Source organism: Jiangella gansuensis DSM 44835 (genome assembly GCF_000515395.1).
GTDB classification, from domain to species: domain Bacteria; phylum Actinomycetota; class Actinomycetes; order Jiangellales; family Jiangellaceae; genus Jiangella; species Jiangella gansuensis.
Genome location: NZ_KI911782.1, coordinates 2,582,434 through 2,608,019 on the forward strand (window position 1 = coordinate 2,582,434; position 25,586 = coordinate 2,608,019).

The window sequence follows — 25,586 nt, forward strand, 5'->3', positions numbered from 1 at the left end:
TTGGTCGCTGAGCGGGTGCTCGTCCCGTACCACCTGGACGAGCACCGGCCGGACCTCGACGTCCCGGTGCCTGCGTCGACCACGGTGCGGGCACCGCTGCCGGCGGACGGCACGGTGTGGGACCGGATGGCCGTGTTGTACGACCAGGTCGCCGACGTCGTCGCGGATGCGGTCGCGCCGGCGCGGTCCGAGCCGGCAGCGGAGCCGGTGCTCGTCCAGTCGGCCGACTGCACGACGTCGCTGGGCACGGTGGCCGGCCTGCAACGCGCCGGCGTGACTCCGTCGGTGGTCTGGTTCGACGCGCACGGTGACGTCCAGACGCCGCAGACGTCTGCGTCGGGCTACGTCGGCGGCATGCCGGTGCGGATCCTGGCCGGCTACGGACCGGAGCTCATCGCGACCCGGCTGCGGCTGGCCGCGGTGCCGGAGGAACGCATCGTGCTGGTCGACGCGCGCGACCTCGACCCGCCGGAGCGCGAGTACCTCGAGTCGTCGGCCGTGCGGCGAGTGTCAGTCCCCGCCCTGGACGCGTCGGTGTTGCCCGACGGGCCCATCTACCTGCACATTGACCTCGACGTCGTGGACTCCGCGCAGGTGCCGGGCCTGCTGTTCCCGGTGCCGGGCGGCCCGTCGCTGACCGAGGTGGCGGCCGCGATGCGGCGAGTGCTCGACACCGGCCGGGTGGTCGCCGTCGGGCTCGCCTGCACCTGGCACGACGGCCACGCCGCCGCCGACGTCGTCCGCGCGGCCCTTCGTCTCCCATGGAAATGATCACGTCCACCATGGGCGTTCACGCCTCACCATGAATGCTTGCCCGGTGCGGCGTGAGGACGCCTGGTAGTGGGTGCCGCCTGGGATCGGAGCTCGCCGGAAATGATGTGCGGCGCGCCGTCCGCCCAGGCTAGCGTTCGCGGATGATCTCGGTGGACCGCGTGGCACCCGATCAATGGGTGGCGCAGGACGATGACAGCAGGGTCGCCGGGCGGCTACGGGTCCTCGTCCGACCGGACGAGCGGTGTTTCGCGCTGTTGGGGCCATGCACGGCACACGTCGCGGGCCCGCTGCTGGACGCCTCCTGGCCGCCACCGATCGCGGCCTGCGGGTGGAGGTCGACGCCGACGACGGCGCCCGGCTGGCCCTGCTGACCAGCCGCGGCTTCGGCATCGACCGCCGCGAGCACGTGTACGAACTATCCACCCGGCGGGCAGATACTGACGTCGCGCTGCTCGACGGCTTTGGCTTCCGATCAGCGGCCGACGTCGATCCGGCGGCGTTGTGTGCACTCGACGAGGCGGTGCGCCGCGACGTGCCGGGCGTGGGGGAGTGGCATAACGATCTCGACACATTCCGCCGCGAGACCTTCGGTGATCCGCAGTTCGATCCTGCGACGTACCTGGTCGCCGTCGACGGTGGCACCGGCGGCCCCGGCAACACTTCTAGGCGTTGTCCCGCTTCGGCAGGCAAGCATTCCTGGTGGTGGGGGAACATCCATGGTGGACGTGATCATTTCCCGGGCGGCTGAGGGGGGAGGGGCCGGCGCCTACACTGGGGGGATGTCGTCCTCGGGTGAGGTCACGCGGCGGCGCCAGCTGCCGCCGGCCGTCGCGGCCACGGTTCCGGTCTTCGTCCTGGTGCTGGTCATGTGGGCCAGCGAGATCGTCGACGCGTTGCCTGGCGTCGACCTCGACCAGTACGGTATCCGGCCACGTGACGGGGAAGGGCTCATCGGTGTCCCGGCCTCGCCGTTCCTGCATGGCGGCTTCGATCACCTCATCGCCAACACCGGTGCGTTCCTGGTGCTCGGCGGGCTGATCGCGATGACCACGCGGCGGTTCTGGCCGGTCACCGTGGGGGTGGCGCTGGTCGGCGGTTTCGCCACCTGGCTGGTCGCCGCGCCCAACACCGTGCACATCGGAGCCAGCGGCCTGGTCTACGGCTACGCGGCGTTCCTGGTGGCCTGGGGTGTGCTGAGCCGGCGAGTGCTGAGCATCGTCGTCGCGGTGGTCGTCGTGCTCATGTACGGCGGCATCGTGGTCGGCGTGTTGCCGGGGCAGCCGGGCATCTCCTGGCAGGGGCATCTGTTCGGCGCCGCGGCCGGGGTGCTGATGGCGTTCCTGCTGCGCGGCCGCGCGGCTCGTTCAGGCGGTGCGAACGCCATCCGCTGACCGTGCCTGAGCTCCTGCCGGTCCCTGAGGGACGGATGCGCCGCCTAGATGCGCGAACGGTGCCCGCCGGCGACGTTGCGCGGCTGGACCACCGTTGCGAAGAAGAATCCGGGCGCGGCCGCCTCGTCGTCGAGGCGGCCGGCCGCGGGAAGTATTCAGTCGGTGACGGGTTCGGGCTGGGCGTGCAGCTTGCCGGTCTCGTCCTGCCATTCGAGCGCGATAGGACGCAGCTTGTCCTCGTGCCGGCGGCCGTGGTGGCCGCAGAAGAGGAGATCGCCCTCGCTGAGAACGACGCGGATGTACGCCTGCGCGCCGCAGCTGTCACAACGGTCGACGGCATTCAACGGGCTGGTAGCGAGAGCTGTGTTCGTCACGTCGCCTACCTTCCTGATCGGTGTGCCACCTCTCGGTGGTGGTGCATCCGTATCAACATGAAACCATCGCCCGGCGTTCCCGCATCTCGAGTGTGGCCCGGTTCGCTCTGCGCGTAACGGTTCGGCTGTGAGGCTCGTCACGTCGGATCCGTGGCCGGATCGCCCGGGCGGCGGCACGTGACCCGTCGGCCAGCGTGGCAACCGCGGGAAGGTCAGGCACAGGGCTTACGCTGTCAACGCATGTTTTCGTCCGCATGTTCAGGAGGGAACCGACTCGTGACCGCCGAGCGCGCCGATGCCGTGACCACCGCCGGCGACTACACCGCGCGCCATCTGTCGGTGCTGGAGGGCCTCGAGGCCGTCCGCAAACGGCCGGGCATGTACATCGGATCCACCGATTCCCGCGGCCTCATGCACTGCCTCTGGGAGATCATCGACAACGCCGTCGACGAAGCGTTGGGCGGGTACTGCGACCGGGTCGAGGTCATCCTGCGCGGGGACGGTTCGGCCGAGGTCAGCGACAACGGCCGCGGCATCCCGGTCGACACCCACGCCAAGTCCGGCCTCTCCGGCGTCGAGGTCGTCTTCACCAAGCTGCACGCGGGCGGCAAGTTCGGTGGCGGTTCGTACGCGGCCTCCGGTGGCCTGCACGGTGTGGGCGCCAGCGTCGTCAACGGCCTGTCCGCGCGGCTGGACGTCGAGGTCGACCGGGGCGGCCGGACGCACGCCATGTCGTTCCGGCGCGGCGAGCCGGGCGTGTACGACGGTGAGGGGCCGGACGCGCCGTTCGCCCCGTTCACCGACCATTCCGAGCTGCGCGTCGTCGGCCGCGTCGCCAAGCGGGTCACCGGTACCCGGGTGCGGTTCTTCGCCGATCGGCAGATCTTCCTGCGTGACGCCGCGTACTCGTGGGAGGACCTCGTCTCCCGCGCCCGCCAGACGTCGTACCTGGTGCCGGGGCTGCAACTGACCATCCGCGACGAGCGCGGCGACGAGCCGGTGGAGGAGACCTTCCGGCACGACGGCGGCATCAGCGAGTTCGTCGAGTTCCTGAGTCCGGGCGCGCCGGTCACCGATGTCCTTCGGCTCACCGGTTCGCAGACGTTCCGCGAGACCGTGCCGGTGCTGGACGACGACGGCCAGCTGGTCTCGAAGGACACCGAGCGCACGTGTGAGGTCGACGTCGCGCTGCGGTGGGACATCGGCTACGACACCGTGTCCCGGTCGTTCGTCAACGTCGTCGCCACGCCGAAGGGCGGCACCCACGTGGCCGGCTTCGAGCAGGGCCTGCTCAAGGCGCTGCGCGATCAGGTCAAGGTCAACGCCCGGCGGCTCAAAGCGGGGAACGACAAGATCGAGAAGGACGACGTGCTCGAGGGCCTCACCTCGGTGGTGACGGTCCGGCTCGACGAGCCGCAGTTCGAGGGCCAGACGAAGGAGGTGCTCGGCACCGCGGCGGTGCGGTCCATCGTCGCGGGGGTGGTCGACCGGGAGCTCAAGGCCGTCCTCACCTCCACCAAGCGCAACGACAAGGCACAGGCGTCGGCGCTGCTGGAGAAGGTCGTGGCCGCCGCCAAGGCGCGGGTGGCTGCGCGGCTGCACAAGGAGACCGTCCGGCGCAAGAACGCGCTCGAGACCAGCGCGCTGCCCACCAAACTGGTCGACTGCCGATCGAACAGCCTGGAACGCTCCGAGCTGTTCATCGTCGAGGGTGACTCCGCGCTGGGCACCGGCCGCTCCGCGCGCGACGCGGAGTACCAGGCGCTGCTGCCGATCCGGGGCAAGATCCTCAACGTGCAGAAGGCCTCGGTCGGCGACATGCTCAAGAACGCCGAGTGCGCGGCCATCATCCAGGTGCTGGGCGCCGGCAGCGGCCGCACCTTCGACATCGAGCAGAGCCGCTATGGCCGGGTCATCCTGATGACCGACGCCGACGTCGACGGCGCGCACATCCGCACCCTGCTGATCACGCTCTTCTACCGGTACATGCGCCCGTTCGTCGAGGCGGGGCGGCTGTTCGCGGCGATGCCGCCGTTGCACCGCGTCGAGCTGGCCAACCCGAAGAAGGGCCAGGACAAGTACATCTACACGTACACCGACACCGACCTGGACCGCACGTTGCGCGATCTCGCCCGCCGGGGCGTTCGGGTGAAGGACACGCCGCAGCGTTACAAGGGTCTCGGCGAAATGAACCCAGATCAGCTGGCCGAGACGACCATGGACCCGCGGCATCGCCGGTTGCGACGCATCAACGCCGACGACGCCGAGCGTGCCGAAGCGGTTTTCGAGCTGCTCATGGGCAACGAGGTGGCACCGCGCAAGGAGTTCATCATCGCCGGCGCCGCCCAGTTGGATCGGGCCCGCATTGACGTCTAGAGGCGGCCTACCCGGGACCCGCCCGTAGCCGTCACGTGGATTCCCCGTCCCTCACCGGCCGCACCCGGCCCGGTGGAACGTGAGATTTCACGCTGACGTGATCATTTCCGACCGTGTCGGGGTGCCCGGTAGGGTTGAGGCGGCGGTTCGAGCGGACGGGGGTGGTCGGTCGTGTGGAGACGATCGCCCGCCCGCCTGCGCTCGTTGGTCGCGGGCTTTCTCGCCGCCGGGCTGATGGTGCTCGCAGCGGCCCTGGTGACACCCGGCGGTGACGTGCTCCGCAGTGCCGCGGCCGGGCCGGCCATCCATCCCGCGGCGGAGATCACACCGAACGCGATGCCGCGTACCTGCGAACCCCCGGCCGACGTGCACGCCTGCGCCGCGCCGTCCGGCGACGGCACCGACGTCGGGCCGCTGGCCGCCGTCGTCGCCGATCCCCTCATCGTGGAGCCGAGCCTCGCCAGCTGGGCGACGCGCACACCGGTCGAGCGCACATTTCCGCGGGCCTCCGAACAGCTCGCCGGTGGCCGAGCGCCACCGGCCGCGACGTGACCTGACCGTCGACGTCCGCGAACTGTGCACCTCGCCACCCGCGAGGCGGCACTATCGGAGGCATCCTGTGTTAACCATCCGTGTGAGTCGCCCATGATGCTGGCCCTGATCGCCGCGCACCTCGTCGTCGCGGCCACCGCGCCGCTCCTGGTCGCCTGGCTGCATCGCCGGGCATTCCTGGTGCTGGCCTTGGTGCCCGCGGCGTCATTCGGCTGGGCGGTGGCGATGACACCCGAGGTCGCCGGGCCCGCTGGCGGTGCCATCGAACAACAGGTGGCATGGGTCCAGACGCTGGGCCTGGAGCTGACGTTCCGGCTCACCACGCTGAGCTGGGCCATGATGCTGCTGGTCACCGGCGTCGGCGCGCTCGTGCTGGCGTACTGCGCCTACTACTTCCGCCCCGGCGACGGCGGCCTCTGGCGCTTCTCGGGGCTGCTCACCGGCTTCGCGGGCGCGATGCTCGGCCTGGTGCTCGCCGACGATCTCATCGTGCTGTACATCTTCTGGGAGCTCACCACCGTCCTGTCGTACCTGCTCATCGGCCACAACCCGGAGCGCAAGGCGAACCGGCGCGCGGCCATGCAGGCGCTGATGGTGACCACGCTGGGCGGGCTGGCCATGCTGGTGGGCATCATCATCATCGGCCAATCGGCCGGGACGTACCGGGCTTCGGAGGTGCTGGCCGCCCCGCCGGCCGGTGACGCGGTCACGGTGGCCGTGGTGCTGTTGCTGGTCGGCGCCATCTCGAAGTCCGCGCTGGTGCCCTTCCACTTCTGGTTGCCCGGCGCCATGGCCGCACCCACGCCCGTCAGCGCCTACCTGCACGCCGCCGCCATGGTGAAGGCCGGCATCTACCTGGTCGCGCTGCTCGCGCCCACGTTCGCCGGACTGTTGCCGTGGCGGCCGCTGCTGCTCATCCTGGGTGTCGCCACCATGCTGCTGGGCGGCTTGCGGGCGCTGCGCCAGCACGACCTCAAGCTCCTGCTCGCCTACGGCACGGTCAGCCAGCTCGGCTTCCTCATCGTGCTGGTCGGCGCCGGCACCCGGGCGGCGGCGCTGGCCGGGGTGGCCATGCTGGTCGCGCACGCGTTGTTCAAAGCGTCGCTCTTCCTCGTCGTCGGCGTCGTCGACCGCAGCACGGGCACCCGCGACCTGCGGGAACTGTCCGGGCTCGGCAAGCGGACACCAGTGCTCATGTGGGCGGCGATCCTGGCCGCCGGCTCGATGGCGGCGGTGCCACCGCTGGCCGGGTTCGTGGCCAAGGAGACGGTGTACGCCGCGTTCGTCGACATCGCCGAGACCGGCGACGGCACCGGCATCGGCTCGGCGGCCGGCTGGGTTCTGGTGGCAGGGCTGACCGTGGGCTCGGCGCTCACCGTCGCCTACAGTGCGCGGTTCGTCTGGGGCGCGTTCGCCACCAAGCCGGGGGTGCCGCCGATCGGCGACTGCCGGCTGCCGGCCCCCGGGTTCGCGGCCGCACCGGTCGCGCTGGCGCTGGCGTGCTTCGCGCTCGGGCTGCTCGGCCCGGCGGAGACGGAGCTGCTGGGGCCGTACGCGAACCAGTTCCCGGCCGGTGCGCACGAGCCGGAACTGACCCTGTGGCACGGCGTCAATGTGCCGCTCATGTTGTCGGGGCTGTCGCTGCTGCTCGGCCTGGCCCTGTTCTGGTGGCGCGACGTGGTGGCCGGGGCGCAGCAGCGCTTCGCACCCCGCGCCGACGCGGAGTCGGGCTACCGGGCCATCATGCGTGGTGTCGACCGGCTGGCGGTCGAGGTCACCGGTGCCACCCAGCGTGGTTCGCTGCCCATCTACCTGGCGGTCATCTTCCTGGTCGTGGTCCTGGTGCCGGGCAGCACGCTGCTGGCGGGACAGATCTGGGACGGCGACGCGTACGCCTGGGACTCTCCGGCGCAGGCCGTCGTGGGCGGCATCATGATCGTGGCCGCAGTGCTGGCCGCGCGGTCGCGCCGGCGGCTCAAAGCCGTGGTGCTGGCCGGCGTCACCGGTTACGGCATGGCCATGCTGTTCATCCTGCACGGCGCTCCGGACCTGGCGCTGACGCAGGTGCTGGTCGAGACGGTGACCCTGGTCATCTTCGTGCTGGTGCTGCGCCGGATGCCGCTGTACTTCTCCAACCGGCCACTGACCAGTTCACGCTGGTGGCGGCTGGCCCTGGGCAGCGCGGTCGGTCTGGTGATGGCCGGGCTGGCGCTGGCGGCGTCGGGTGCGCGCATCGCCGACCCGGTGTCCGACGGGTTCGCCGAGCCCGCAGTGTCGTACGGCGGAGGGCACAATATCGTCAACGTCACCCTGGTCGACATCCGCGCCTGGGACACCATGGGCGAGATCTCCGTGCTGGTGGTGGCCGCGACCGGCGTGGCCAGCTTGATCTTCCTGATCACCGGCCGCACCGGGCGATGGCGGCCGGAGGCGGCGATCGCCAAGGCGCCACCGCAGACACGGCCGATGGACGGCCGCCGCCCGCACCGCAACGTGTGGCTGCGGGCCGGCGTGACGCTGGCGCCGGAACGGCGCTCCATCATGTTCGAAGTGGTCACCCGGCTGGCGTTCCACGTCATCATCGTGTTCTCGATCTACCTGCTGTTCGCCGGTCACAACTCACCAGGCGGTGGGTTCGCCGGCGGCCTGGTCGCGGGCCTGGCGCTGATGGTGCGCTACCTCGCGGGTGGCCGGTACGAGCTGAACGAGGCCGCGCCGGTCGACGCCGGCCTGGTCCTGGGTATCGGCCTGTTCATCGCCACGGGCTCAGGGCTGGTGCCGCTCGCGCTGGGCGGTGATGTCCTGCAGAGCGCCGTCGTCGATCTCACGATTCCGCTGGTCGGGCACGTGCACTTCGTCACGTCGCTGTTCTTCGACATCGGCGTGTACCTCGTCGTCGTCGGGCTGATGCTCGACGTGCTGCGCAGCCTGGGTGGCGGCATCGACCGGCAGACGGACGATGACGACGACGTCGAGTCCCTGGAAGCAGTGGAGGGCATGCGATGAGCGCCAACCTGACCCTGGTGGCTGTCGTCGGTGTCCTGTTCGCCGCCGGCGTCTACCTGTTGCTCGAGCGCAGCCTGACCCGCGTCCTGGTCGGCGTCATCCTCATCGGCAACGGTGTCAACACGCTGTTCCTGGTGGCATCCGGCCCGGCGGGGCGCGCACCCATCGTCGGACTGAACGACGTGGACGACATGAGCGACCCGCTGCCGCAGGCGCTGGTCCTCACCGCCATCGTCATCACCCTGGGTGTGACGGCGTTCCTCCTGGCCATGGCGTACCGGGCGTGGCAGTTGCACGAGCACGACGACGTCCAGGACGACGTCGAGGACGCGTTGATCCGGCGTCGGGCCGAGCGCGACGAGGCGTCGTCCAGTTACGACGACAGCGCCGGCGGCACCATGGACGAGGAAGGCACCGACGACGCTTCCGAGGCGGCCAGCCGTGCCGACCTGGCGGCATCCGCGGGGCCCGAGGGGGAGGCCCGATGAACGCGACCGCTCTCGTCCCGTTGCCGGTCGTCCTGCCGTTGTTCGGCGCCGGCCTCGCGTTCGCGCTGGGCCGCTCGGCCCGGGCGCAGCGGGTGGTCAGTCTCGTCGTGCTCGCGCTGATGGTGATCATCGCCGCGGTGCTGGTGTACCGGGCCGACACCGACGGACCACAGGTCATGGAGGTCGGCGGTTGGGATGCCCCGCTGGGCATCTCGCTGGTGGCCGACCGGTTGTCAGCGTTGATGCTGCTGGTCTCGGCCATCGTGGCCCTGAGCGTCCTGGTGTACTCGCTGGGCCAGGGGGTGGTGGAGTACGGCCCGGACACCCCGCTGTCGGTGTTCCACCCGACCTTCCTGGTGCTGGTCGCCGGCGTCGCGAACGCCTTCCTCTCCGGCGACCTGTTCAACCTGTACGTCGGGTTCGAGATCCTGCTGGCGGCCAGCTATGTGCTGCTGACACTCGGCGGCACCGGCGAACGCATCCGGGCCGGCACCACGTACGTCGTCGTCAGCCTGGTGTCGTCGATCATCTTCCTGACCGCGATCGCGCTGACGTACGCCGCCACCGGCTCCGTCGGGCTGGCTCATCTGGCGGGCCGACTGGACGAGCTGCCCGACGGCATCTCGCTGCTGCTGCAGCTCATGCTGCTGACGGCATTCGCCATCAAGGCCGCGGTGTTTCCGCTGTCGGCCTGGCTGCCCGACAGCTACCCGACCGCGCCGGCACCGGTCACGGCGGTCTTCGCGGGCTTGCTGACCAAGGTCGGTGTGTACGCGATCATCCGCACCCAGACGCTGCTGTTCCCGGACAGTGCGCTCAGCGACCTGCTGTTGTGGGCGGCACTGTTGACCATGCTCATCGGCATCCTGGGCGCCGTCGCACAGTCCGACATCAAACGAATGCTGTCGTTCACACTGGTCAGCCACATCGGCTACATGGTGTTCGGGGTGGCCCTGGCCAGCGACGCCGGGCTGTCCGGTGCCATCTACTACGTCGTGCACCACATCGTCATCCAGACCAACCTGTTCCTGGTCGCCGGCCTGATCGAGCGGCGCGGCGGCAGCACGTCGCTGGAACGGCTGGGCGGACTGGCGCGGTTGTCACCCGTCCTGGCGGTGCTGTTCTTCGTCCCGGCGATGAACCTGGCCGGCATCCCGCCCTTCTCCGGCTTCCTGGGCAAGCTGGGGCTGATGCAGGCCGGTGTCGACAACGGCAGCCCACTGGCCTACGCGCTGGTCGTCGGCAGCGTGGTGACCAGCCTGCTGACCCTGTACGCGATGGCCAAGGCGTGGAACCGGGCGTTCTGGCAGGCGCCGAACCCCGTCGGGCCGCGCGAGACCACCGATATGCACCGCAAGCCGGTGCGCACCGACTCGCCGGAGCCGGCCGGCCGGGTCGCGGCCGTTGCGATGCGCGGTGCCCTGGCCGGGCCGGCGGCGGCCCTGCTGGCGGTCGGGCTCGCCATGACCGTCTTCGCCGGCCCGTTGTTCGCGCTGACCGACCGGGCCGCGTCGGACCTGCGTGAACGTACGCCGTACATCGAAGCCGTCCTGCCGGGAGGTGCACCGTGACTTCGCCGGAGACCCCGGCCCCGGTTCCAGAGCGCAGGCGCGGGTTCCAATGGCCGATGCTCATCTCGCTGACGCTGGTGTGGGTGCTGCTCTGGGGCAATGTCTCGGTCGCGAACGTCGTCGCCGGGGCGGTGGTCGCGTTCGTCGTGGTGACGGTCTTCCCGTTGCCGCCCATCGTGTTCGGCGGCAAGGTGCGCGTCGCCGGGCTGTTGCGGCTGGCCGGCAGGTTTGCCGCGGACCTCGTCGTCGCCAGCACGCAGGTGGCCTGGCAGGCGCTACGTCCCGGTCACCAGCCCACGAACGCCGTCATCCAGCTCGACCTGTACAGCCGTTCGGACCTCTACCTGACGCTGACGGCGGAGTTCCTGTCGCTGGTGCCGGGCAGCCTGGTCGTCGAGGTGCGTCGCTCGACGTCCACGCTGTTCCTGCACGTGCTGGGGGTGCGTGACGAGACCGACGTCGAACGGGCTCGCCTCCGCGCCCTGGCCCAGGAGGAACGGGTGGTGAAGGCGCTGGCCTCCGACGAGGAGCTGGCGGCCTATCGGCGCGCGAGGGAAGGAGTTGCGCGATGACCATCGTGATCTGGGTGTGCGCGGCCATGCTCGCCGTCGCCGCGGCGCTGGTGGTGACGCGGATGACGCTCGGTCCGACCATGCTCAACCGGGTCGTCGCGATGGACGTGCTGATCGCCATCGTGGTGGCCGGGCTCGGCCTGGAGGCCGCGCTGAACCAGCACACCACCACACTGCCGATCCTCGTGGTGCTGTCACTGGTCGGCTTCGTCGGTTCCGTCAGTGTGGCCCGGTTCGCCGCCCGCGACGACAAAGGGGAGCGCGCATGAACACCGTCGCCGACGTCATCTCCGCGGCCTGCCTGATCGCCGGATCGTCGCTGTCGCTGATCGCGGCGATCGGCCTGGTGCGCTTCCCGGACCTGCTGGCCCGCATGCACGCCGGCACGAAGCCGCAGGTTCTGGGGCTGCTGCTGATCCTGGTCGGCGTCGGGTTGCGACTGCGCGACTGGACTGACCTGGGGATGCTGCTCGCGGTGGCGCTGTTCCAGCTGCTCACCGCTCCGGTGGCCGCCCACATGATCGGCCGGGCCGCCTACCGGCACGGCACTGTGCGCGAGGACACCCTGATCGTGGACGAGCTCACTCCCGCGCTCGACGACGTCGGCAAGGGCTGAGCCGGTGGGGTGACCGGCCTTCGAGACCGCGTGATCAGCTCAGCGGGCGAGTGAAGTAGCGCACGGACTTGTCGGTGCCGATGAGCGGTGCCTGGCCGACCGGGCTGAAACCCATGGCGGCGTGCAGCGCGTCGGAGACGGGATTCGGCGGCTCGAGGTTCACCTCGGCGCAGAGGACGGTGTGGCTCTCTGCTCGGGCGGCCGAGATGACGTCGTCGTACAGCGCGCGGGCGACGCCCTGGCCGCGCAGGCTCAGCGCCACCACGACGCGGTCGATGTACACGAACCGGTCGTAGCGCTGCTTGAACCAGGAGAAGTTCTGGCTGTCTCGGACGGTGTCCTGATCGAACGCGATGACCATGGCCGCGGCGTCGTCGGTGACCCGAGTGCGCCAGGCGATCTTGAGCAGCTCGCGCAACTCGTCGGCCGTCAGTTCGGAGAGCTCCAGGGCGTGGTCGTTGTTCAGCGTCAGGAGAGCCGGCAGGTCGGCGTCGGTGGGGGCACGGAGGTGGTGCGGCACGCGTCCGAGCCTAACGGGCAGGGCCACCCGAGGGCGTCCTCCCGCTCCACCGGGCAAGCATTCCTGGGGGAGCGGGAGTACCCATGGTGGACGTGATCATTTTGGGGTCAGGTGACCTGGGAGAGCCGGCCGGTGTCGACGTCGTAGATGAAACCGCCGACCGGCGCTCCCGGGGACAGGAAGGGCCAGGAGCGGATCTTCTGCACGTCCGCGGCCAGGGTGGCGCGCTGGTCCGCGACGAGCTGGAAGTCGAGGCTGCGCACGTCGATGCCGGAGGAGTCCTGAATGGCGGCGTTGACCTCGTCGGCGGTGGCGCTGGCCATCTTGCACTTGGTGTGGGCCACAACCATGATCCGGGTGACCCCCAGCAGGTGGGTGGCCAGGGCGAGGGTGCGCAGGACGTCGCTGGTGACCCGGGCGCCGGCGTTGCGCAGGATCTTGGCGTCGCCGGGCTTCAGGCCCAGCATGTCCAGCGGCTCGATGCGCGAGTCCATGCAGGTGACGACGGCCAGTCCGCGGGCGGCGACCGGCTCCAGGCCGGCCAGCGCGAACCGCTCGGCGTAGTGGCCGTTCGCGGCCAGGACGTCGGCGAACTCCTCGGTTTCCATGACGCTCCTTTCACCCGCGCGGGCGGGCAACATAGGCGACGGGGGTGCCGGCCGGCTTACCGCACGACTCCGGGCGGGCCGGGTGCTGTTGCTCGGCGCGCACCTGCAACGTCCAGGTGCGGCCGTCGCGATGTTCGACGACGGCGTCCCACTCGCCGGGGGCGAGCGGCGTGACGGTGACGTCGAGGTCGTCGAGGCCGGTGTCGCCGGCGACACGCCGGACGGCTGCTTCGGCGGCCTGGCCGGGCCGGCTGAAGGTGCTGCGGCCGCGGTAGTGATCGCCGTGGAAGCGACCGACGCGCGCGGACTCGACCAACTGCAGCGCGGACTTGTCGTCCAGCCGTCCGTAGACCACGCCGTGCGGCAGCAGCACAGCCGTGGGGGCGAACCGGTGGCCGCCCAGGTGGGTGGTCTCCCACACCCGGCCGAGAAGGTCGTCGCGGACGTCGTGGATCAGCTGGCGCCCCTGCACCGCGCAGCAGGCATCCCGGCGGCCGTTGGTGCACACCAGGAGGATGGGCTCGGCCTCGGGCCGCAGCGACAGCCCGGCCTCGGCGGCGACGGTGTGCAGCTCACCCGCGAGACCGCCGGAGCCACCCCCGGCGCCGTCGCCCAGCGCGCTCCAGTTCACGTCGCGCAGCATCGACACGTCCTCGACCCAGCCGCCGAGCAGCCGGGTGCCGCCGGGCCGGGTGGCGGCCAGCCAGACCCGGTGCGAGGCTGGATGCCGGGTGTCCGGGTGGCGTCGCGGCCGGCGCACCAACGCGACCCGGCCGCCGTGCCGGCCTGCGGCGGTGTCCAGCTCGGCACCGAGCGCGGGGTCGAGGTGGGACTGCGTCAGCGCCTTGGCGCCCCAGGGCCCGGGCTGCTCGAGCACCAGCCACCAGGCGGCCACCGGCGCGGTGCCGGCCAACGGCTCGCCGAGGTCGCGGCTGGCGTCGGAGCAGGTGGTCACGCCACCACGTTACGGGGGCGGTGGCGGAGGAGGAGCAGCGCGCCCGCGGTGGCGACGGCCGCGCACACGGCGGCTCCGGTGAACGTGGCCTGGAGCTGCTCCACGATCGCCTCTCGGACGGCGTCGTCGTACGGCGGGCAGTCAGTGGGGGAGTCGGGGCAGGTGACGGCCGGTGACTCGATGGTCGCCTGGACGGAGTAGAGCTTGCGCAGCCCGATCGCGGTGAGCGCGGACAGCCCGGCGAGCATGCCGACCATGCGGGCGACGACGAGCAGGGCGCTGGCCACGCCGTGCGTCTCGCGCGGCGCCGCGGCCAGCAGCGCCGCGTTGATCGGCGCGATGGCCAGCCCGAACCCGAATCCGGCCGCGACCAGGACGGCGTCGTCGCCGAGGCCGTCCAATGAGCCCAGCCCCCAGGTGGCCATGACGGCGAGCCCGGCCGTGCCGAGCGCCATGCCGAGGCCGGCGATGGGCGCCGGGGAGAACCGGCGCAGCAGCCAGCCGCCGAGCACGGCGCCGACCGGCAGCGCCACGAGGAACCGCATCAGCACGAGGGCCGCGTCGAGCTGGTCGGCGCCGGAGACGACGGTTCGGGCCAGGATCGGCACGTCGACGACGACGGAGACCAGCGCCGCCCCGACGAACAGGCTGACCAGCAGCGACCCCCACGCCGGGACGGAGCGGACCGCGGCCGGCGGAACCAGCGGGTTCGGCGCCCGGCGCTGCCGCCAGGCGAACCCGGCGAGCGCGACCGCCGACCCGGTGAGCAGCCACGGCCCGGACGGCGCCATCAGCTCGACGGCCGGGTCGGCAACGGCGAACGTGAGGACGATGCCGCCGAGGGCCGCGCCGAGCAGCAGGGCGCCGGGCAGGTCCGCGGCCCGCAGCACCGCCGGGGTGCGCCGCAACGGCAGGATGGGCCGGCGGGCGGTGAGCTCACGGGCGACGAAGGCGAGGGTCAGCACGGCGGCGCCGATGGCCAGTGGGGTGGTCCACTGCTGTCCGTCGGCGCGGGGGACCAGCAGCTCGCCCCATTGGACGCTCTGCTCGAGCGACCGGGGCCGGGTGACCGCCACTCCGGCGCACAGCAGCGCGCCGAGGCCCAGGACGGCGCCGGCGACGTCGGGCCGGCCGTCTGGCGGCGTCGCCCGGGGAGAGGCCGGCGGGTCGGCGTGGTCCGCGGCGGCTCCGACCGGGCCCGGCCCCGCGCCGGCGAGGGCGGGCTGCGGCCGTCGACGGCGGGCTACGGTGCCGGCGAACAGCACGGCGCCGACGGCGAAGTTGACCCAGAAGATGGCGCGCCAGTCGGCGACGGCGAGGATGGCCGCGCCGAACAGGGGACCCAGAACCGAGCCCAACTCCTGTACCGCGCCGACCAGGCCGAGCGGGACGCCTCGCCGTTCGGCCGGCCAGAGGTCGGCCACCAGCGCCAGCGTCACCGGGACGAGGGCGCCGCCGCCGGCGCCCTGGAGGAACCGGCCCACCACCGCGCCACCCAGCCCGTCGGCGGACGCCGTCAGCAGCGACCCGGCCGTGAAGACGAGCAGCGCGCCGGTGAGTACCGGCAGCCGCCCGGTGACGTCGGAGATGCGGCCGACCAGCGGCAGCACGACGACGTAGCCGAGAAGGAACATCGACACCAGCGGTGCGGCTCGCTGCAGCTCGTCGGCGTCGAGCCCGACCCCGACCATCATGTCCGGCAGCGCCAGCACGATGACGTAGGTGTCGGCGGCGGCCAGCAGAACTCCGACGACGCCGAGCACCAGTGCCCGGCGGGCGGTGCGCTCAGCTGTCGGGGGCACTGATCTCCGCCGGCTCGTCGTATTCGCTGAGCTGGACGGCGTACGTCTGCTCGGCGCCGCCGTCGTAGAAGGGACCGGTCAGCGTGGCCTGCCGCAACTGCCCGGTCTCGGCGTCGAGCGCCCAGGTGGCGTGGACCTCGGCGGAGGGGTCGGCGATGGCGAGGATCTGGCCCACGAGCTCGCCGGGCAGCACCGACTCGACCTGGTTGTGCACGTCGCCGTCGATGCGTACCTGCTCACCGGCCGCGACCTCGCTGCCGGAGGTGAGGAGCTGACTGACGCCGTGGTCGGGGTCGATGAGCAGACCGGGGTCGCCGAAGCCGAGCTCGGCGGCGTCGACCTCGGAGTAACTGTTGGTGAGCGGCAGCTGGGCCCACAGCTGGCCGTCGACGGACACGACTCCGATGGTGGCCGGCAGCGCACCGGCGCGGATGCGGATGTCGCCCTCGAACGAGGCGGGCGGGACGGCGACGCCCTCGGCGCCGAGCACGACGGTGCCGCCGTCGGGAAGGTCCTCGCCCTCGACGGTGAACCGGACGCTGGAGGCCTCGTTGAGCAGCTCGGCGGCGGTGTCGAGCTGGGCCTGCGGGTCGTCACCGCCGCCGCCGTCGTCGTCGCCGCTGCACCCGGCCAGAGCCAGCGCTCCGGTGACGACGAGCAGGGCGGCGGCCCGGCGGGTGGTGACGCGCATGAGGGCAGTGTGCCAGCCGGTGCCGACACCTGCCGGGCCGACCCGCGACCTCGACACCACGTGTTCCTCCCGTTCGAGTCCTGTTCGACGACGACGCCCAAGGGTGCCCGGCGGCGGCTGTGAAAGCGCTGAGAGCCGCCGCCCTCGGACGCCCGCGAACGTCAGGAGTCCGGATCCGTCGGCGGATCGGCCGGCGGGCCGCTCGCTGAGTCGCTTACCGAGCTGCCTGCCGGGCCGGCGACCGCCGCGATCGGCTGGGCCACGGGGACACCGGAGCCGTCGCGACGGCCGGTCGCCTCCGGAAGATCGATGGGCACACCGCTCGCCGCGGCCGCCCGCGGTGGTGCCGCGCCGGCCCATGCCAGCAGCAGGGTGTCCTCGCCCTTGAGGAAGCGGTGGCAGCGCACGCCTCCGGTGGCGCGGCCCTTGGCCGGGTATTCGCTGTACGGCGTCACCTTGGCCGCCCCGGGCTGGGTCCCCGGCAGCGCCGACGACGACCCGGACACGGTGACGACGGCGCCGTCGCGGGCGGGGTCGACCGCGCCGAAGAACGCGGCCTTGGCTCCGGCGCCGAGTTTGATACCGGCGACGCCGCCGCCGGCCCGGCCCTGCGGCCGCACGGCCGATGCGCTGAAACGCAACAGCTGGGCGTCCGTGGTGACGAAGACGAGGTCCTCGTCACCGGTGGTCAGCTCGACGGCACCGACCACGTGGTCGCCGTCGTCGAGCCGGATGACCTCGTACGCGTCCTTGCCGGGATGGTCGGGCACCACCCGCTTGACCACGCCGCGCTCGGTGCCCAGGGCCAGGCCCTTGGAGTCGGGGTCGAACGTCGTCAGGCTCAGCGCCCGTTCGCCGCCGTCGAGCTCGACGAACTCCTTCAACGGCGCCCCACCGGCCAGGGTGAGGGCCGCCGTCGGCGGCAGCGACGGAAGGTCGAGGACGGACAGCCGCACCACCCGGCCGGTGCTGGTGACGACGCCCACCTGGCCGCGCGCAGTCGTCGCGGCCACCGAGACGACGACATCGTGCTTGGACCGGCTGTCGCCGTGCACCAGGGGGCCGGCGCCGGCGGTACGGGCCAGCAGTCCGGACGACGACATCAGCACCTGGCAGGGATCGTCGGCGATCTCCAGTGAGGCGGCACCGGCGCGGCCGCGCGGGGTGACCGCGCCGGACTCCTCCAGCAGCACCGTGCGCCGCGGCGTGGCGTGCTGGGCCGACACCTCGGCCAGCTCCGCCGAGACCGCCTGCCGCAGCAGTGACTCGTCCTCCAGCAGGGCGGTGAGCTCGGCGATGGTGCGCCGCAGCTCCTCGCCCTCCTTCTCCAGCTCCAGCCGGTCGTAGCGGGTCAGCCGGCGCAGTGGGGTGTCGAGGATGTAGCGGGCCTGGATGTCGCTGAGGTCGAAGATGGCCATCAACCGCTCGCGCGCGGCGCTGGCGTCGTCGGAGGAGCGGATGACCGCGATGACCTCGTCGATGTCGAGCAGCGCGACCATGAGGCCGTCGACCAGGTGCAGCCGGTCCGCGGCCTTCGTGCGGCGGAACTCGCTGCGCCGGCGCACCACGTCGAGGCGGTGCGCGATGAAGACCTCGAGCAGCTCCTTGAGGCCGAGCGTGCGCGGCTGCCCGTCGACCAGCGCCACGTTGTTGATCGAGAACGAGTCCTCCAGCGGGGTGAGCCGGTACAGCTCCTCCAGGACCGCCTCCGGCACGAACCCGCTCTTCAGCTCGATGACCAGCCGCAGGGTCGTGTTGCGGTCGGTGTAGTCGACGACGTCGGCCACACCCTGCAGCTTCTTGTTGCGCACCAGCTCCACGATGCGCTCGCGCACCCGCTCGGGGCCGACCATGTACGGCAGCTCGGTGATGACGATGCCCTTGCGGCGCGCGGTGATGTTCTCGATGCGCGCGGTGGCGCGGGTCTTGAACGCGCCCCGGCCGGTCTCGTACGCCTCGCGGACCCCGTCCAGGCCGATGATGCGCCCGCCGCTGGGGAGGTCGGGGCCCGGCACGAACCGCATGAGGTCGTCGAGGGTGGCGTCCGGGTTGGTGATCAGGTGCCGGGTGGCGTCGATGACCTCGCCCAGGTTGTGCGGAGCCATGTTCGTGGCCATGCCGACGGCGATACCGGTAGCGCCGTTGACCAGCAGGTTCGGGAACGCCGCAGGCAGCACCTCGGGCTGCTCGAACTGGCCGTCGTAGTTCGGCACCATGTCGACGACGTTCTCGTCGAGCGACCTGACCAGCAGCATCGCCGGCTCGGCCAGCCGGCACTCGGTGTACCGGTACGCGGCCGGCCCGGCGTCCAGCGAGCCGAAGTTGCCGTGCCCGTCCACCAGCGGCACCCGCATCGCCCACGGCTGGGCCATCCGCACCAGGGTGTCGTAGATGGCGCTGTCACCGTGCGGGTGCAGCTTGCCCATGACGTCGCCGACGACCCGGCCGCACTTCACGTGCGCGCGGTCCGGGCGCAGACCCATCTCGTTCATCTGGAACAGGATCCGGCGCTGCACCGGCTTCAACCCGTCACGGGCGTCCGGGATCGCGCGGGAGTAGATGACGGAGTAGGCGTATTCGAGGAAGCTGCCCCGCATCTCCTCGTCGACGTCGACGTCGAGGATGGTCTCCTCGAAGTCCTCCGGCGGTGGTGTCGCTGTGCGGCGTGCCATGGGGGACATTCTTACGCTTCCCGCCGCTCGACCAGCGCAGCGACCCGCACTTCCCCATGATCATCAAGCGTTGGCCCGGTTCTGGCCGGGTCAACGCTTGATGATCATGGGGGCTCAGGAGAACTCGAGGGAGACGACGAAGATGATCGCCACCGCGGGCACGACGACGAGGGCGCCGGACAACACGGGGTAGCGCTCCAGCAGCGTCACCGCGTGCGGGTAGGTTCGGGCCAGCTCGCGGGCCGACGCGACCCGCCCGAGTTTGCGCGGTTCGATGCCGAGGGTCCGGATCAGCACCCGCATGTCGTCCTCGAGCCAGCGCCGGCCGGTCATCCGCGCGACCCGCCGGCCGGAGCGGTCGAGGACGAACAGGTGGGCGAGGCTCTTGCTGGCCTTGTGCGAGCGCGGTAGTCCGGCGGTGACGATGCTGTCCAGGGACGATCGCGGGGTGCGGCGCGTGCGCAGCAGCCCGGTGACAGCGACGTCGTCGGCGGTGACGACGATGGCCGCGCGCCGGAAATAGAACGGCACCACGGCGGAGGCCACCGCGATGGCCGTCACCGACACCAGCACCCCGAAGCCGCCGCCACGCAGCAGCAGGGCGGCCAGCAGGATCGAGACGATCAGCACCATCGCCCGCGACGTGCGCAGCTGCCGGCGCAGCGACGGGCGCAGCACCAGCGTCGCGCTGGGCTGGGAGGGTCCGGGCACGGCCACGATCATAGGTTCACCGCCGACACGATGGCAGCCGCGGCCACGATCAGTGCCATGAAGCCGAAGGCGATGGCGAACGCGAACTTGAACGGGTGCCGTTCGATCCACGGCACGATGCGCGGGTACTGGCGGGCGAGCTGGGCCGCGGTGACCGGCCGGTCCGGCCCGGTGGCGGGCAGACCGAGGTGTGCGACCAGGCGGTCCAGGTCGTCGCGGTCGTAGTTGTTGCCGTGGATGCGCAGCAGCACCGCATCGTCGGTGCCGCGGACGAAGACGGTGTCCGTCGACGGGCCGCGGACGGGGATCACCACGGCCCGCACCACCGACGCGGCCCGGGAGCGCTCCCGGCGCCGTGTCACCAGGGCGCCGTGCACGATGAGCTGCGACCCGGTGATCTCGATCCGGGCTTGCCGCAGGTGCACGAACATGACTCCGAGCAGAACTGCCGTGATGGCCAGGCCGATCAGGAGCCCCGGCGTCCCGGCGCCGGCGGTCGCGCCGAGCGTGAAGAGCCCGCCGATCACAACCGCGGTGATGAACGCGGCGCGACGACGTCCCGCGGAGGGCAGCAGCTCCAGCTCGATCATGACCGCCGACCATATCGGCCGGTCCCGCGGCATCCGCACCGCGGTCACGCCATGATCACCCCGCCGTCGCGGGAGTGGGCTCGGACCTGCCGGCCGCGACGGCGGCGTCCGCCTCCTCGACGGCGAGGTCGGCGTTGATGACCGCGCCGGCCTTGAGCCCGGCCGTGGCCGCGCCGATCACCTGGCCGAACGGGTCGGTGACGTTGCCGGCGGCCCACACGCCCGGCACCGGGGTGGCGCCGGACGGGTCGGCGGGCAGGCGTTCCCCGACGACGACCCCGTGCATCTCGACATCGACCGGCTCCAGGCCCGGGAGCCCGGCGAACAGGTCGGCGCGGACCACCGGGCGCGGGGCCACCACGACCGCCTGCCGGGCGACGACACGGCCGGAGCGCAGCCGGACCCCGGTGAGCCGGTCGTCCTCCACCTCGACCGCCGCGACCTCCTCGTCGACGACGTCGATGCCGCGGGCGGCCAGTCGGGCGGCGTCCTCGCCCGACGGCCACGGCACCGGTGCCGCATGGCGGAACACCACGACGTCGTCGGTGAGCTGCCGGAACAGCAGTGCGGCGTGCACGGCCATCGGCCCGGTGCCGACGACGCCGACGGCCTGGTCGCGCACCTCCCAGCCATGGCAGTACGGGCAGTGGAGCACGTCGTGACCCCACCGCTGGGCCAGGCCGTCGATGTCGGGCAGCTCGTCCACGACGCCGGTGGTGAGCAGGAGCCGGCGGCACCGTGCCGTCCGGCCGTCGGCCAGATCGACGACGAACCGCGCGTTGTCGCCGTCGTCGCCCTCGTCGACGGGGCGCAGGCCGGTGACGGTGCCCGACACCACCTCGACGCCGTACTGGGCGACCTCGGCCCGGCCGGTGGCCAGGATCTCCGCCGGCGGAACGCCTTCGCTGGTCAGGAAGTTGTGGACGCCGTCAGCAGGCGCGTTGCGCGGCTGGCCGGCGTCGACCACCAGCACCGAGCGCCGGGACCGGCCGAGGGCCAGTGCCCCGGCGAGCCCGGCCGCGCCGCCGCCGACCACCACTACGTCGTACAGATCCCGCATCGTGTCCTCCGGTCTGCTTCTCGCGGCACCGCGCCGCTGGTGTCGATACTCCGCGCAGGCCGCCGGTTTGACAAAGAATCTTGCCGGAGTGGCAAGATGGACGCATGAACGAGGATGTGCTCGACGGGGTCGGGCCGCGGCTACGCGAACTGCGTCGGCGCCGGCAGGTCACCCTGACCCAGCTGTCCGCGTCAACGGGCATCTCGGTCAGCACCCTGTCACGGCTGGAGTCCGGCGGCCGCAAACCGACGTTGGAACTGCTGCTCCCACTGGCCCGCGTGCACCAGGTCACGCTGGACGAACTGGTCGGCGCGCCGCCCACCGGCGACCCGCGGGTCCACCCGCAGCCGGTGGTCCGTCACGGCGTCACCCATCTGCCGCTGACCCGGCGGCCGGGCGGGGTGCAGGCCTACAAGATGATCTTCCCCTCGCCGGAGAAGGACGCCGGCACGTACCCGCAGGAGCTGCAGACGCACGAGGGGTACGAGTGGCTGTACGTGCTGTCGGGACGGGCGCGCCTCCGGCTCGGCGAGCACGACGTCGTCCTCGCGTCCGGTGAAGTGGCCGAGTTCGACACCCGCACGCCGCACTGGTTCGGCAATGCCGGCCCCGGCGTGCTCGAGATCCTCAGCCTGTTCGGCCCCCAGGGTGAGCGGCTGCACGTTCGGGCGCGGCCGCGGCGGGCAGGCTGACGACGAACCGGGCACCCGGCGCGGCGTCCTCGACGGCGATGCTCCCGCCGTGCGCCCGGACGATCTCCCGCGCGATCGCCAAGCCCAGCCCGCTTCCACCGGCGTCGCGGTCGCGCGCGTCGTCCAGCCGGGTGAACCGTTCGAAGATGCGCTCCCGGTCGGCCGGCGGCACGCCCGCGCCGTCGTCGGCGACGATCAGGCGCACCGTCCGGGCGGCCGCGGCGACGTCGACGGTGACGTGCGACGCCGCGTGCCGGACCGCGTTGTCGACCAGGTTGCGCACCACGCGGGCCAGCGAATCCCGGTGGCCCCGGGCGGTGGCCGGCCCGCCCGGCTCGATCGTGACCGTCACACGCGGGTCGCGGACGCCCTCGGCGACGGCGGCGACGATCTCACGCAGGTCGACGTCGTCCTCCCGCCGCTGCGGGCGGGGATTGTCCAGGTGCGCCAGGACCAGCAGGTCGTCGACGAGGCGGCCCATCCGGGCGACCTCGTCGAGGGCCTCACGGGCGGTCTCGTGCGGATCGACGGCGTCCGGGTGCGCCAGGGCGACCTCCAGCTCCGTGCGCAGGGCGGCGATCGGGCTGCGCAGCTCGTGCGCGGCGTCGGCGACGAAGGCACGCTGCCGCTCGGCGGCCGCGTCGAGCCGGCTCAACATGTCGTTGAGGGTCACGGCCAACCGGCCCAGCTCGTCGCCTCCGGCCGGCACCGGGAGCCGTCGCGTGCCCCCGGTGCCGGAGATCTCCTCCGCGCCCGCACGCAGCTGGTCGACCGGCCGCAGCGCTCGCACCACGACCAGCCAGCTCAGGACCGCCAGCGCCGCCGTCATCGCGGCGCCGCCGGCCGTGACACCGATCTTGGCGAACTCGACGCTACGGCGCTGCTCTTCCAGCGACACGGCGACGACGACGGTGCTCGGCTCGCCCGGTACGTCGGTGGGTACCCCGACGACACGCAGCGGGTCCGGCTGGCCGAGCCGGGTGCCGTCCAGCCGGATCGCCTCACCCGCGCGCACGGCGGCGAGGTCGTCGCCGGCGACGATCGACGTGAGGCGGTCACCGCCCGGGGTGGAGGCGAGCACCCGGCCCTCGTCGTCGACGACCTGCACGACGGCGGCGCCGTAGCTGGGCAGTGGGTCGGGCAACCGGTCGCCCTCCACCAGGGCGGCGATGTCCTGGCCCTGCCGCCGGGCGGTCTCGTCCAAGGCACCGAGCAGCGCCCGGTCCAGGGCGATGAGCAGCAGCACCCCGCCCACCGCCAGCCCGGCGGCGGCCATCACCGTGGCCGCGAGCGTCAGCCGGGCGCGCAGACTGAGCCGGCCGAACAGGCTCATCCGCCGTCACCGGACAGTCGATAGCCCGCACCCCGCACCGTCTGCAACGCGGAGCGGCCGAACGGTGTGTCGATCTTGCGGCGCAGATAGCCGACATACACCTCGACGACGTTGGGGTCGCCGTCGTAGTGCGGATCCCAGACGTGCTCGAGGAGGTCGCGCTTGGACACGACCTCGTCCCGGTGGCGCATGAGGTACTCCAGGACACCGAACTCGCGCGGCGTCAACGTGATGCCGGTGCCGCCACGACGCACCGTCCGGGCGCTCGGATCGAGCTCGAGGTCACCGGCGCTGAGGATGACCGGCCGGGCCGGCGCGCCCCGGCGCAACAACGCCCGCAACCGGGCCACCAGGACGACGTACGAGAAGGGCTTCGTCAGGTAGTCGTCGGCGCCGACGTCCAACCCGTCGGCCTGGTCATACTCGCCGTCCTTCGCCGACAGCATCAGGATGGGCACCCAGTTGCCCTCGGCTCGCAACGCCTGGCAGATGCGGTAGCCCGACAACGACGGCAGCATGATGTCCAGGACGATGACGTCGTAGTCGTTCTCGCGGGCCAGGTGCAGCCCGTCCAGCCCGTCATGAGCCAGCTCCACGGCGAACCCCTCGGCCGACAGACCACGCTGCAGCGCCCGGGCCAACCCGCGCTCGTCCTCGACCACCAGCACCCGCATGCCCCTAGCTTGCCCTGGCGATGGCCTGGATGTGCGGACGGCTCTCAGGGTTCTCACAGGCTCCAGGGCGCACAGTGGCAGACATCGGGCCGGAAAGCTGGCTCGAGGCACACGTGCACTGTGTACAAAGGCACCGAGCACCACGACAGGAGAGAACATGCCGAACTCCGTGTTCCGACGGCCAGTGGCCCGCTGGGCCGTGCCGGCAACCGTTGCCACCGCGGTGGTCGGCGCCGCCGTCGCCGTTCCGCTGATCGCCGGTGCGGACTCCGAGCTGCCCGATCGCACCGCGGCGGAGCTGCTCGTCGACCTCGCCAGCATCGACCTGGAGCCGTTCGCCGGCACCGTCGTGCAGTCCGCCGAGTTCGGGCTGCCGGAGCTGGCGCCGGTGTCCGGCGCCGAAGCCGACTCCTTCGCCGCCGCCGCCATGTCACTACTTCGCGGCTCCTCGACGGCACGCATCTGGTACACCGACGGCGACACCTACCGGCTGGCGCTGCAGGACGAACTGGCCGAGAGCGACCTCGTCCGCGACGGCGAAGATCTGTGGTTCTGGAGCAGCGCCCACAACACCGCGTCCCACCTGACACTGGACGAGGAGACCGCGGCCGAGATCGAGCCCGGAACCCATGGCCCGAGCGGTCTGCCGGGGCTGCCCGGTGGGGACGGGGAAGAGGGCCTACCCGAGGGCGCCACGTCCGTCCCGACCGCGGCGGCCGCGTTCGCGCTGCAGGCCATTGCGCCGTCCACCCAGGTCGACGTCGACGGCACCGCCACCGTCGCCGGCCGCGCCGCGTACGAGCTGGTGGTGCGCCCGCGCGACGAGCAGTCCCTGATCGGCTCGATCCGGTTGGCCATCGACGGCGAGAACTCCATGCCGCTGCGGGTGCAGATCTTCGACCGCGACGGCGGCGACCCGGCCTTCGAGGTCGGCTTCACCTCGGTCACGTTCTCCGAGCCCGAGGCGTCGGTCTACGACTTCAGCCCGCCGCCCGGCACCGAGACCGAGGAGATCGACCCGTCCGAGCTGACCGCGCCGAAGGAGCAGCTCCCGCCGCCGGCCGGCGAGTTCGACCCCAACGCCGTCTCGGTCGTCGGCGGTGGATGGTCGTCCGTCGCGGTCCTGCGCGGCGTGGACGTCGACGAGGTGATGACCAGCCTGGACGCAGACGCGGTCGCCTTGGCCGAGTCCATGCTCTCGGGCTTCGAGGACGTCAGCGGGGCCTACGGCACCGGCCAAGCCCTCACCACCGACCTGTGCAGCGTCCTCCTGCTGGACGACGGCCGACTCCTGGTCGGTGCCGTGCCGCTGGAGGTCCTCGAAGAGGCAGCGATGGACCCGGCCGCCGCGCTCTGACAGCCGTGTCACCCAGCCACGGGCCACCGTGGCGATTCGGAAATGATCACGTCCACCATGGGTGCACCCGCTCCACCAGGAATGCTTGCCTGGGGGAGCGGGTGCACGCCTGCGTGAGGGGGCTCGCGCCGGCCCAGCGCGGCCCCTCTGCACCTGCCCTCGCGCCCGCGCCCCTTGACGTCCCGGTGCCCATGGACGGCC

At 71.9% G+C, this 25,586-nt stretch carries 25 protein-coding genes; 13 read left to right on the forward strand and 12 right to left on the reverse strand.

What is annotated here, in order from left to right:
- From JIAGA_RS0112450 to JIAGA_RS0112460, 3 genes are all read left to right on the forward strand, one after another.
- The gene (locus JIAGA_RS0112450) at window positions 1-771 is read left to right on the forward strand and encodes an arginase family protein (RefSeq protein ID WP_211239632.1); all 771 of its coding nucleotides are present in this window, start codon (window positions 1-3) and stop codon (window positions 769-771) included.
- Between the two features lie 331 nt (window positions 772-1,102).
- Window positions 1,103-1,522, forward strand: a complete 420-nt coding sequence (locus JIAGA_RS0112455; protein ID WP_157553078.1) for a hypothetical protein — start codon at window positions 1,103-1,105, stop codon at window positions 1,520-1,522.
- A gap of 31 nt (window positions 1,523-1,553) precedes the next feature.
- A complete protein-coding gene (locus tag JIAGA_RS0112460) occupies window positions 1,554-2,165 on the forward strand; it encodes a rhomboid family intramembrane serine protease (RefSeq protein ID WP_026875917.1) in 612 nt (203 codons plus the stop codon).
- 155 nt (window positions 2,166-2,320) lie between these two features.
- Here JIAGA_RS0112460 and JIAGA_RS0112465 read toward each other — a convergent pair whose 3' ends face one another.
- Entirely contained in the window at window positions 2,321-2,539 is a 219-nt protein-coding gene (locus tag JIAGA_RS0112465) for a DUF7455 domain-containing protein (RefSeq protein WP_035812468.1), read from the reverse strand.
- Between the two features lie 240 nt (window positions 2,540-2,779).
- On the opposite strand from JIAGA_RS0112465, the gene JIAGA_RS0112470 reads away from it, so the two are divergent.
- The 8 genes from JIAGA_RS0112470 to mnhG all read left to right on the forward strand — a co-directional run bounded on the left by JIAGA_RS0112470 (window position 2,780) and on the right by mnhG (window position 11,720).
- Complete coding sequence (locus tag JIAGA_RS0112470) at window positions 2,780-4,915, forward strand: DNA gyrase/topoisomerase IV subunit B (protein WP_084469642.1); 2,136 nt, start codon at window positions 2,780-2,782, stop codon at window positions 4,913-4,915.
- Between the two features lie 171 nt (window positions 4,916-5,086).
- A complete protein-coding gene (locus JIAGA_RS0112475; protein ID WP_157553081.1) occupies window positions 5,087-5,467 on the forward strand; it encodes a hypothetical protein in 381 nt (126 codons plus the stop codon).
- Between the two features lie 96 nt (window positions 5,468-5,563).
- Window positions 5,564-8,473, forward strand: a complete 2,910-nt coding sequence (locus JIAGA_RS29410; RefSeq protein WP_035814096.1) for a Na+/H+ antiporter subunit A — start codon at window positions 5,564-5,566, stop codon at window positions 8,471-8,473.
- Window positions 8,470-8,961 carry a Na(+)/H(+) antiporter subunit C gene (locus JIAGA_RS0112485; protein WP_026875921.1) on the forward strand — a complete coding sequence of 164 codons (492 nt, stop codon included), beginning with the start codon at window positions 8,470-8,472 and terminating at the stop codon, window positions 8,959-8,961. The genes JIAGA_RS29410 and JIAGA_RS0112485 overlap by 4 nt, the downstream gene beginning before the upstream one ends.
- Window positions 8,958-10,532: a Na+/H+ antiporter subunit D gene (locus tag JIAGA_RS0112490; RefSeq protein WP_026875922.1), complete on the forward strand. Its 1,575-nt coding sequence runs from the start codon at window positions 8,958-8,960 to the stop codon at window positions 10,530-10,532. The genes JIAGA_RS0112485 and JIAGA_RS0112490 overlap by 4 nt, the downstream gene beginning before the upstream one ends.
- Window positions 10,529-11,104 carry a Na+/H+ antiporter subunit E gene (locus tag JIAGA_RS29415; protein ID WP_035812471.1) on the forward strand — a complete coding sequence of 192 codons (576 nt, stop codon included), beginning with the start codon at window positions 10,529-10,531 and terminating at the stop codon, window positions 11,102-11,104. Before JIAGA_RS0112490 ends, JIAGA_RS29415 begins: the two co-directional genes overlap by 4 nt.
- Window positions 11,101-11,373, forward strand: a complete 273-nt coding sequence (locus JIAGA_RS0112500; RefSeq protein ID WP_026875923.1) for an MrpF/PhaF family protein — start codon at window positions 11,101-11,103, stop codon at window positions 11,371-11,373. Before JIAGA_RS29415 ends, JIAGA_RS0112500 begins: the two co-directional genes overlap by 4 nt.
- A complete protein-coding gene (gene mnhG, locus JIAGA_RS0112505) occupies window positions 11,370-11,720 on the forward strand; it encodes a monovalent cation/H(+) antiporter subunit G (RefSeq protein ID WP_026875924.1) in 351 nt (116 codons plus the stop codon). The genes JIAGA_RS0112500 and mnhG overlap by 4 nt, the downstream gene beginning before the upstream one ends.
- A gap of 34 nt (window positions 11,721-11,754) precedes the next feature.
- Here mnhG and JIAGA_RS0112510 read toward each other — a convergent pair whose 3' ends face one another.
- From JIAGA_RS0112510 to JIAGA_RS29425, 9 genes are all read right to left on the reverse strand, one after another.
- Window positions 11,755-12,240: a GNAT family N-acetyltransferase gene (locus JIAGA_RS0112510; protein WP_157553084.1), complete on the reverse strand. Its 486-nt coding sequence runs from the start codon at window positions 12,238-12,240 to the stop codon at window positions 11,755-11,757.
- A 107-nt stretch (window positions 12,241-12,347) separates the two neighbouring features.
- The gene (locus tag JIAGA_RS0112515; RefSeq protein WP_026875926.1) at window positions 12,348-12,848 is read right to left on the reverse strand and encodes a beta-class carbonic anhydrase; all 501 of its coding nucleotides are present in this window, start codon (window positions 12,846-12,848) and stop codon (window positions 12,348-12,350) included.
- A 10-nt stretch (window positions 12,849-12,858) separates the two neighbouring features.
- Complete coding sequence (locus JIAGA_RS0112520) at window positions 12,859-13,803, reverse strand: ferredoxin family protein (protein WP_026875927.1); 945 nt, start codon at window positions 13,801-13,803, stop codon at window positions 12,859-12,861.
- The gene (locus JIAGA_RS0112525) at window positions 13,800-15,605 is read right to left on the reverse strand and encodes an MFS transporter (RefSeq protein ID WP_026875928.1); all 1,806 of its coding nucleotides are present in this window, start codon (window positions 15,603-15,605) and stop codon (window positions 13,800-13,802) included. The genes JIAGA_RS0112520 and JIAGA_RS0112525 overlap by 4 nt, the downstream gene beginning before the upstream one ends.
- Window positions 15,589-16,296 carry an LppX_LprAFG lipoprotein gene (locus tag JIAGA_RS0112530; protein WP_157553088.1) on the reverse strand — a complete coding sequence of 236 codons (708 nt, stop codon included), beginning with the start codon at window positions 16,294-16,296 and terminating at the stop codon, window positions 15,589-15,591. Before JIAGA_RS0112530 ends, JIAGA_RS0112525 begins: the two co-directional genes overlap by 17 nt.
- Window positions 16,297-16,457: 161 nt before the next feature.
- Window positions 16,458-18,968: a DNA gyrase/topoisomerase IV subunit A gene (locus JIAGA_RS0112535; RefSeq protein WP_026875930.1), complete on the reverse strand. Its 2,511-nt coding sequence runs from the start codon at window positions 18,966-18,968 to the stop codon at window positions 16,458-16,460.
- A gap of 114 nt (window positions 18,969-19,082) precedes the next feature.
- Window positions 19,083-19,679, reverse strand: a complete 597-nt coding sequence (locus tag JIAGA_RS0112540) for a hypothetical protein (protein ID WP_157553091.1) — start codon at window positions 19,677-19,679, stop codon at window positions 19,083-19,085.
- A gap of 8 nt (window positions 19,680-19,687) precedes the next feature.
- Window positions 19,688-20,269, reverse strand: coding sequence for a hypothetical protein (locus tag JIAGA_RS29420; protein ID WP_157553094.1), 582 nt, complete (start codon window positions 20,267-20,269; stop codon window positions 19,688-19,690).
- A 55-nt stretch (window positions 20,270-20,324) separates the two neighbouring features.
- Window positions 20,325-21,329, reverse strand: a complete 1,005-nt coding sequence (locus JIAGA_RS29425) for an NAD(P)/FAD-dependent oxidoreductase (protein ID WP_035812477.1) — start codon at window positions 21,327-21,329, stop codon at window positions 20,325-20,327.
- A 104-nt stretch (window positions 21,330-21,433) separates the two neighbouring features.
- On the opposite strand from JIAGA_RS29425, the gene JIAGA_RS0112555 reads away from it, so the two are divergent.
- Complete coding sequence (locus tag JIAGA_RS0112555) at window positions 21,434-22,021, forward strand: helix-turn-helix domain-containing protein (protein WP_026875932.1); 588 nt, start codon at window positions 21,434-21,436, stop codon at window positions 22,019-22,021.
- Here the strand turns inward: JIAGA_RS0112555 and JIAGA_RS29430 are convergent.
- Together JIAGA_RS29430 and JIAGA_RS0112565 are read right to left on the reverse strand one after the other, a co-directional pair.
- Window positions 21,957-23,354: a sensor histidine kinase gene (locus tag JIAGA_RS29430; protein ID WP_051426017.1), complete on the reverse strand. Its 1,398-nt coding sequence runs from the start codon at window positions 23,352-23,354 to the stop codon at window positions 21,957-21,959. The genes JIAGA_RS0112555 and JIAGA_RS29430 overlap by 65 nt on opposite strands.
- On the reverse strand, window positions 23,351-24,028 hold the full coding sequence (locus tag JIAGA_RS0112565; RefSeq protein ID WP_026875933.1) for a response regulator transcription factor: 678 nt from the start codon (window positions 24,026-24,028) through the stop codon (window positions 23,351-23,353). Before JIAGA_RS0112565 ends, JIAGA_RS29430 begins: the two co-directional genes overlap by 4 nt.
- 157 nt (window positions 24,029-24,185) lie before the next feature.
- On the opposite strand from JIAGA_RS0112565, the gene JIAGA_RS29435 reads away from it, so the two are divergent.
- Window positions 24,186-25,385, forward strand: a complete 1,200-nt coding sequence (locus JIAGA_RS29435) for a LolA family protein (RefSeq protein WP_035812480.1) — start codon at window positions 24,186-24,188, stop codon at window positions 25,383-25,385.
- Window positions 25,386-25,586 lie beyond the last annotated feature (201 nt).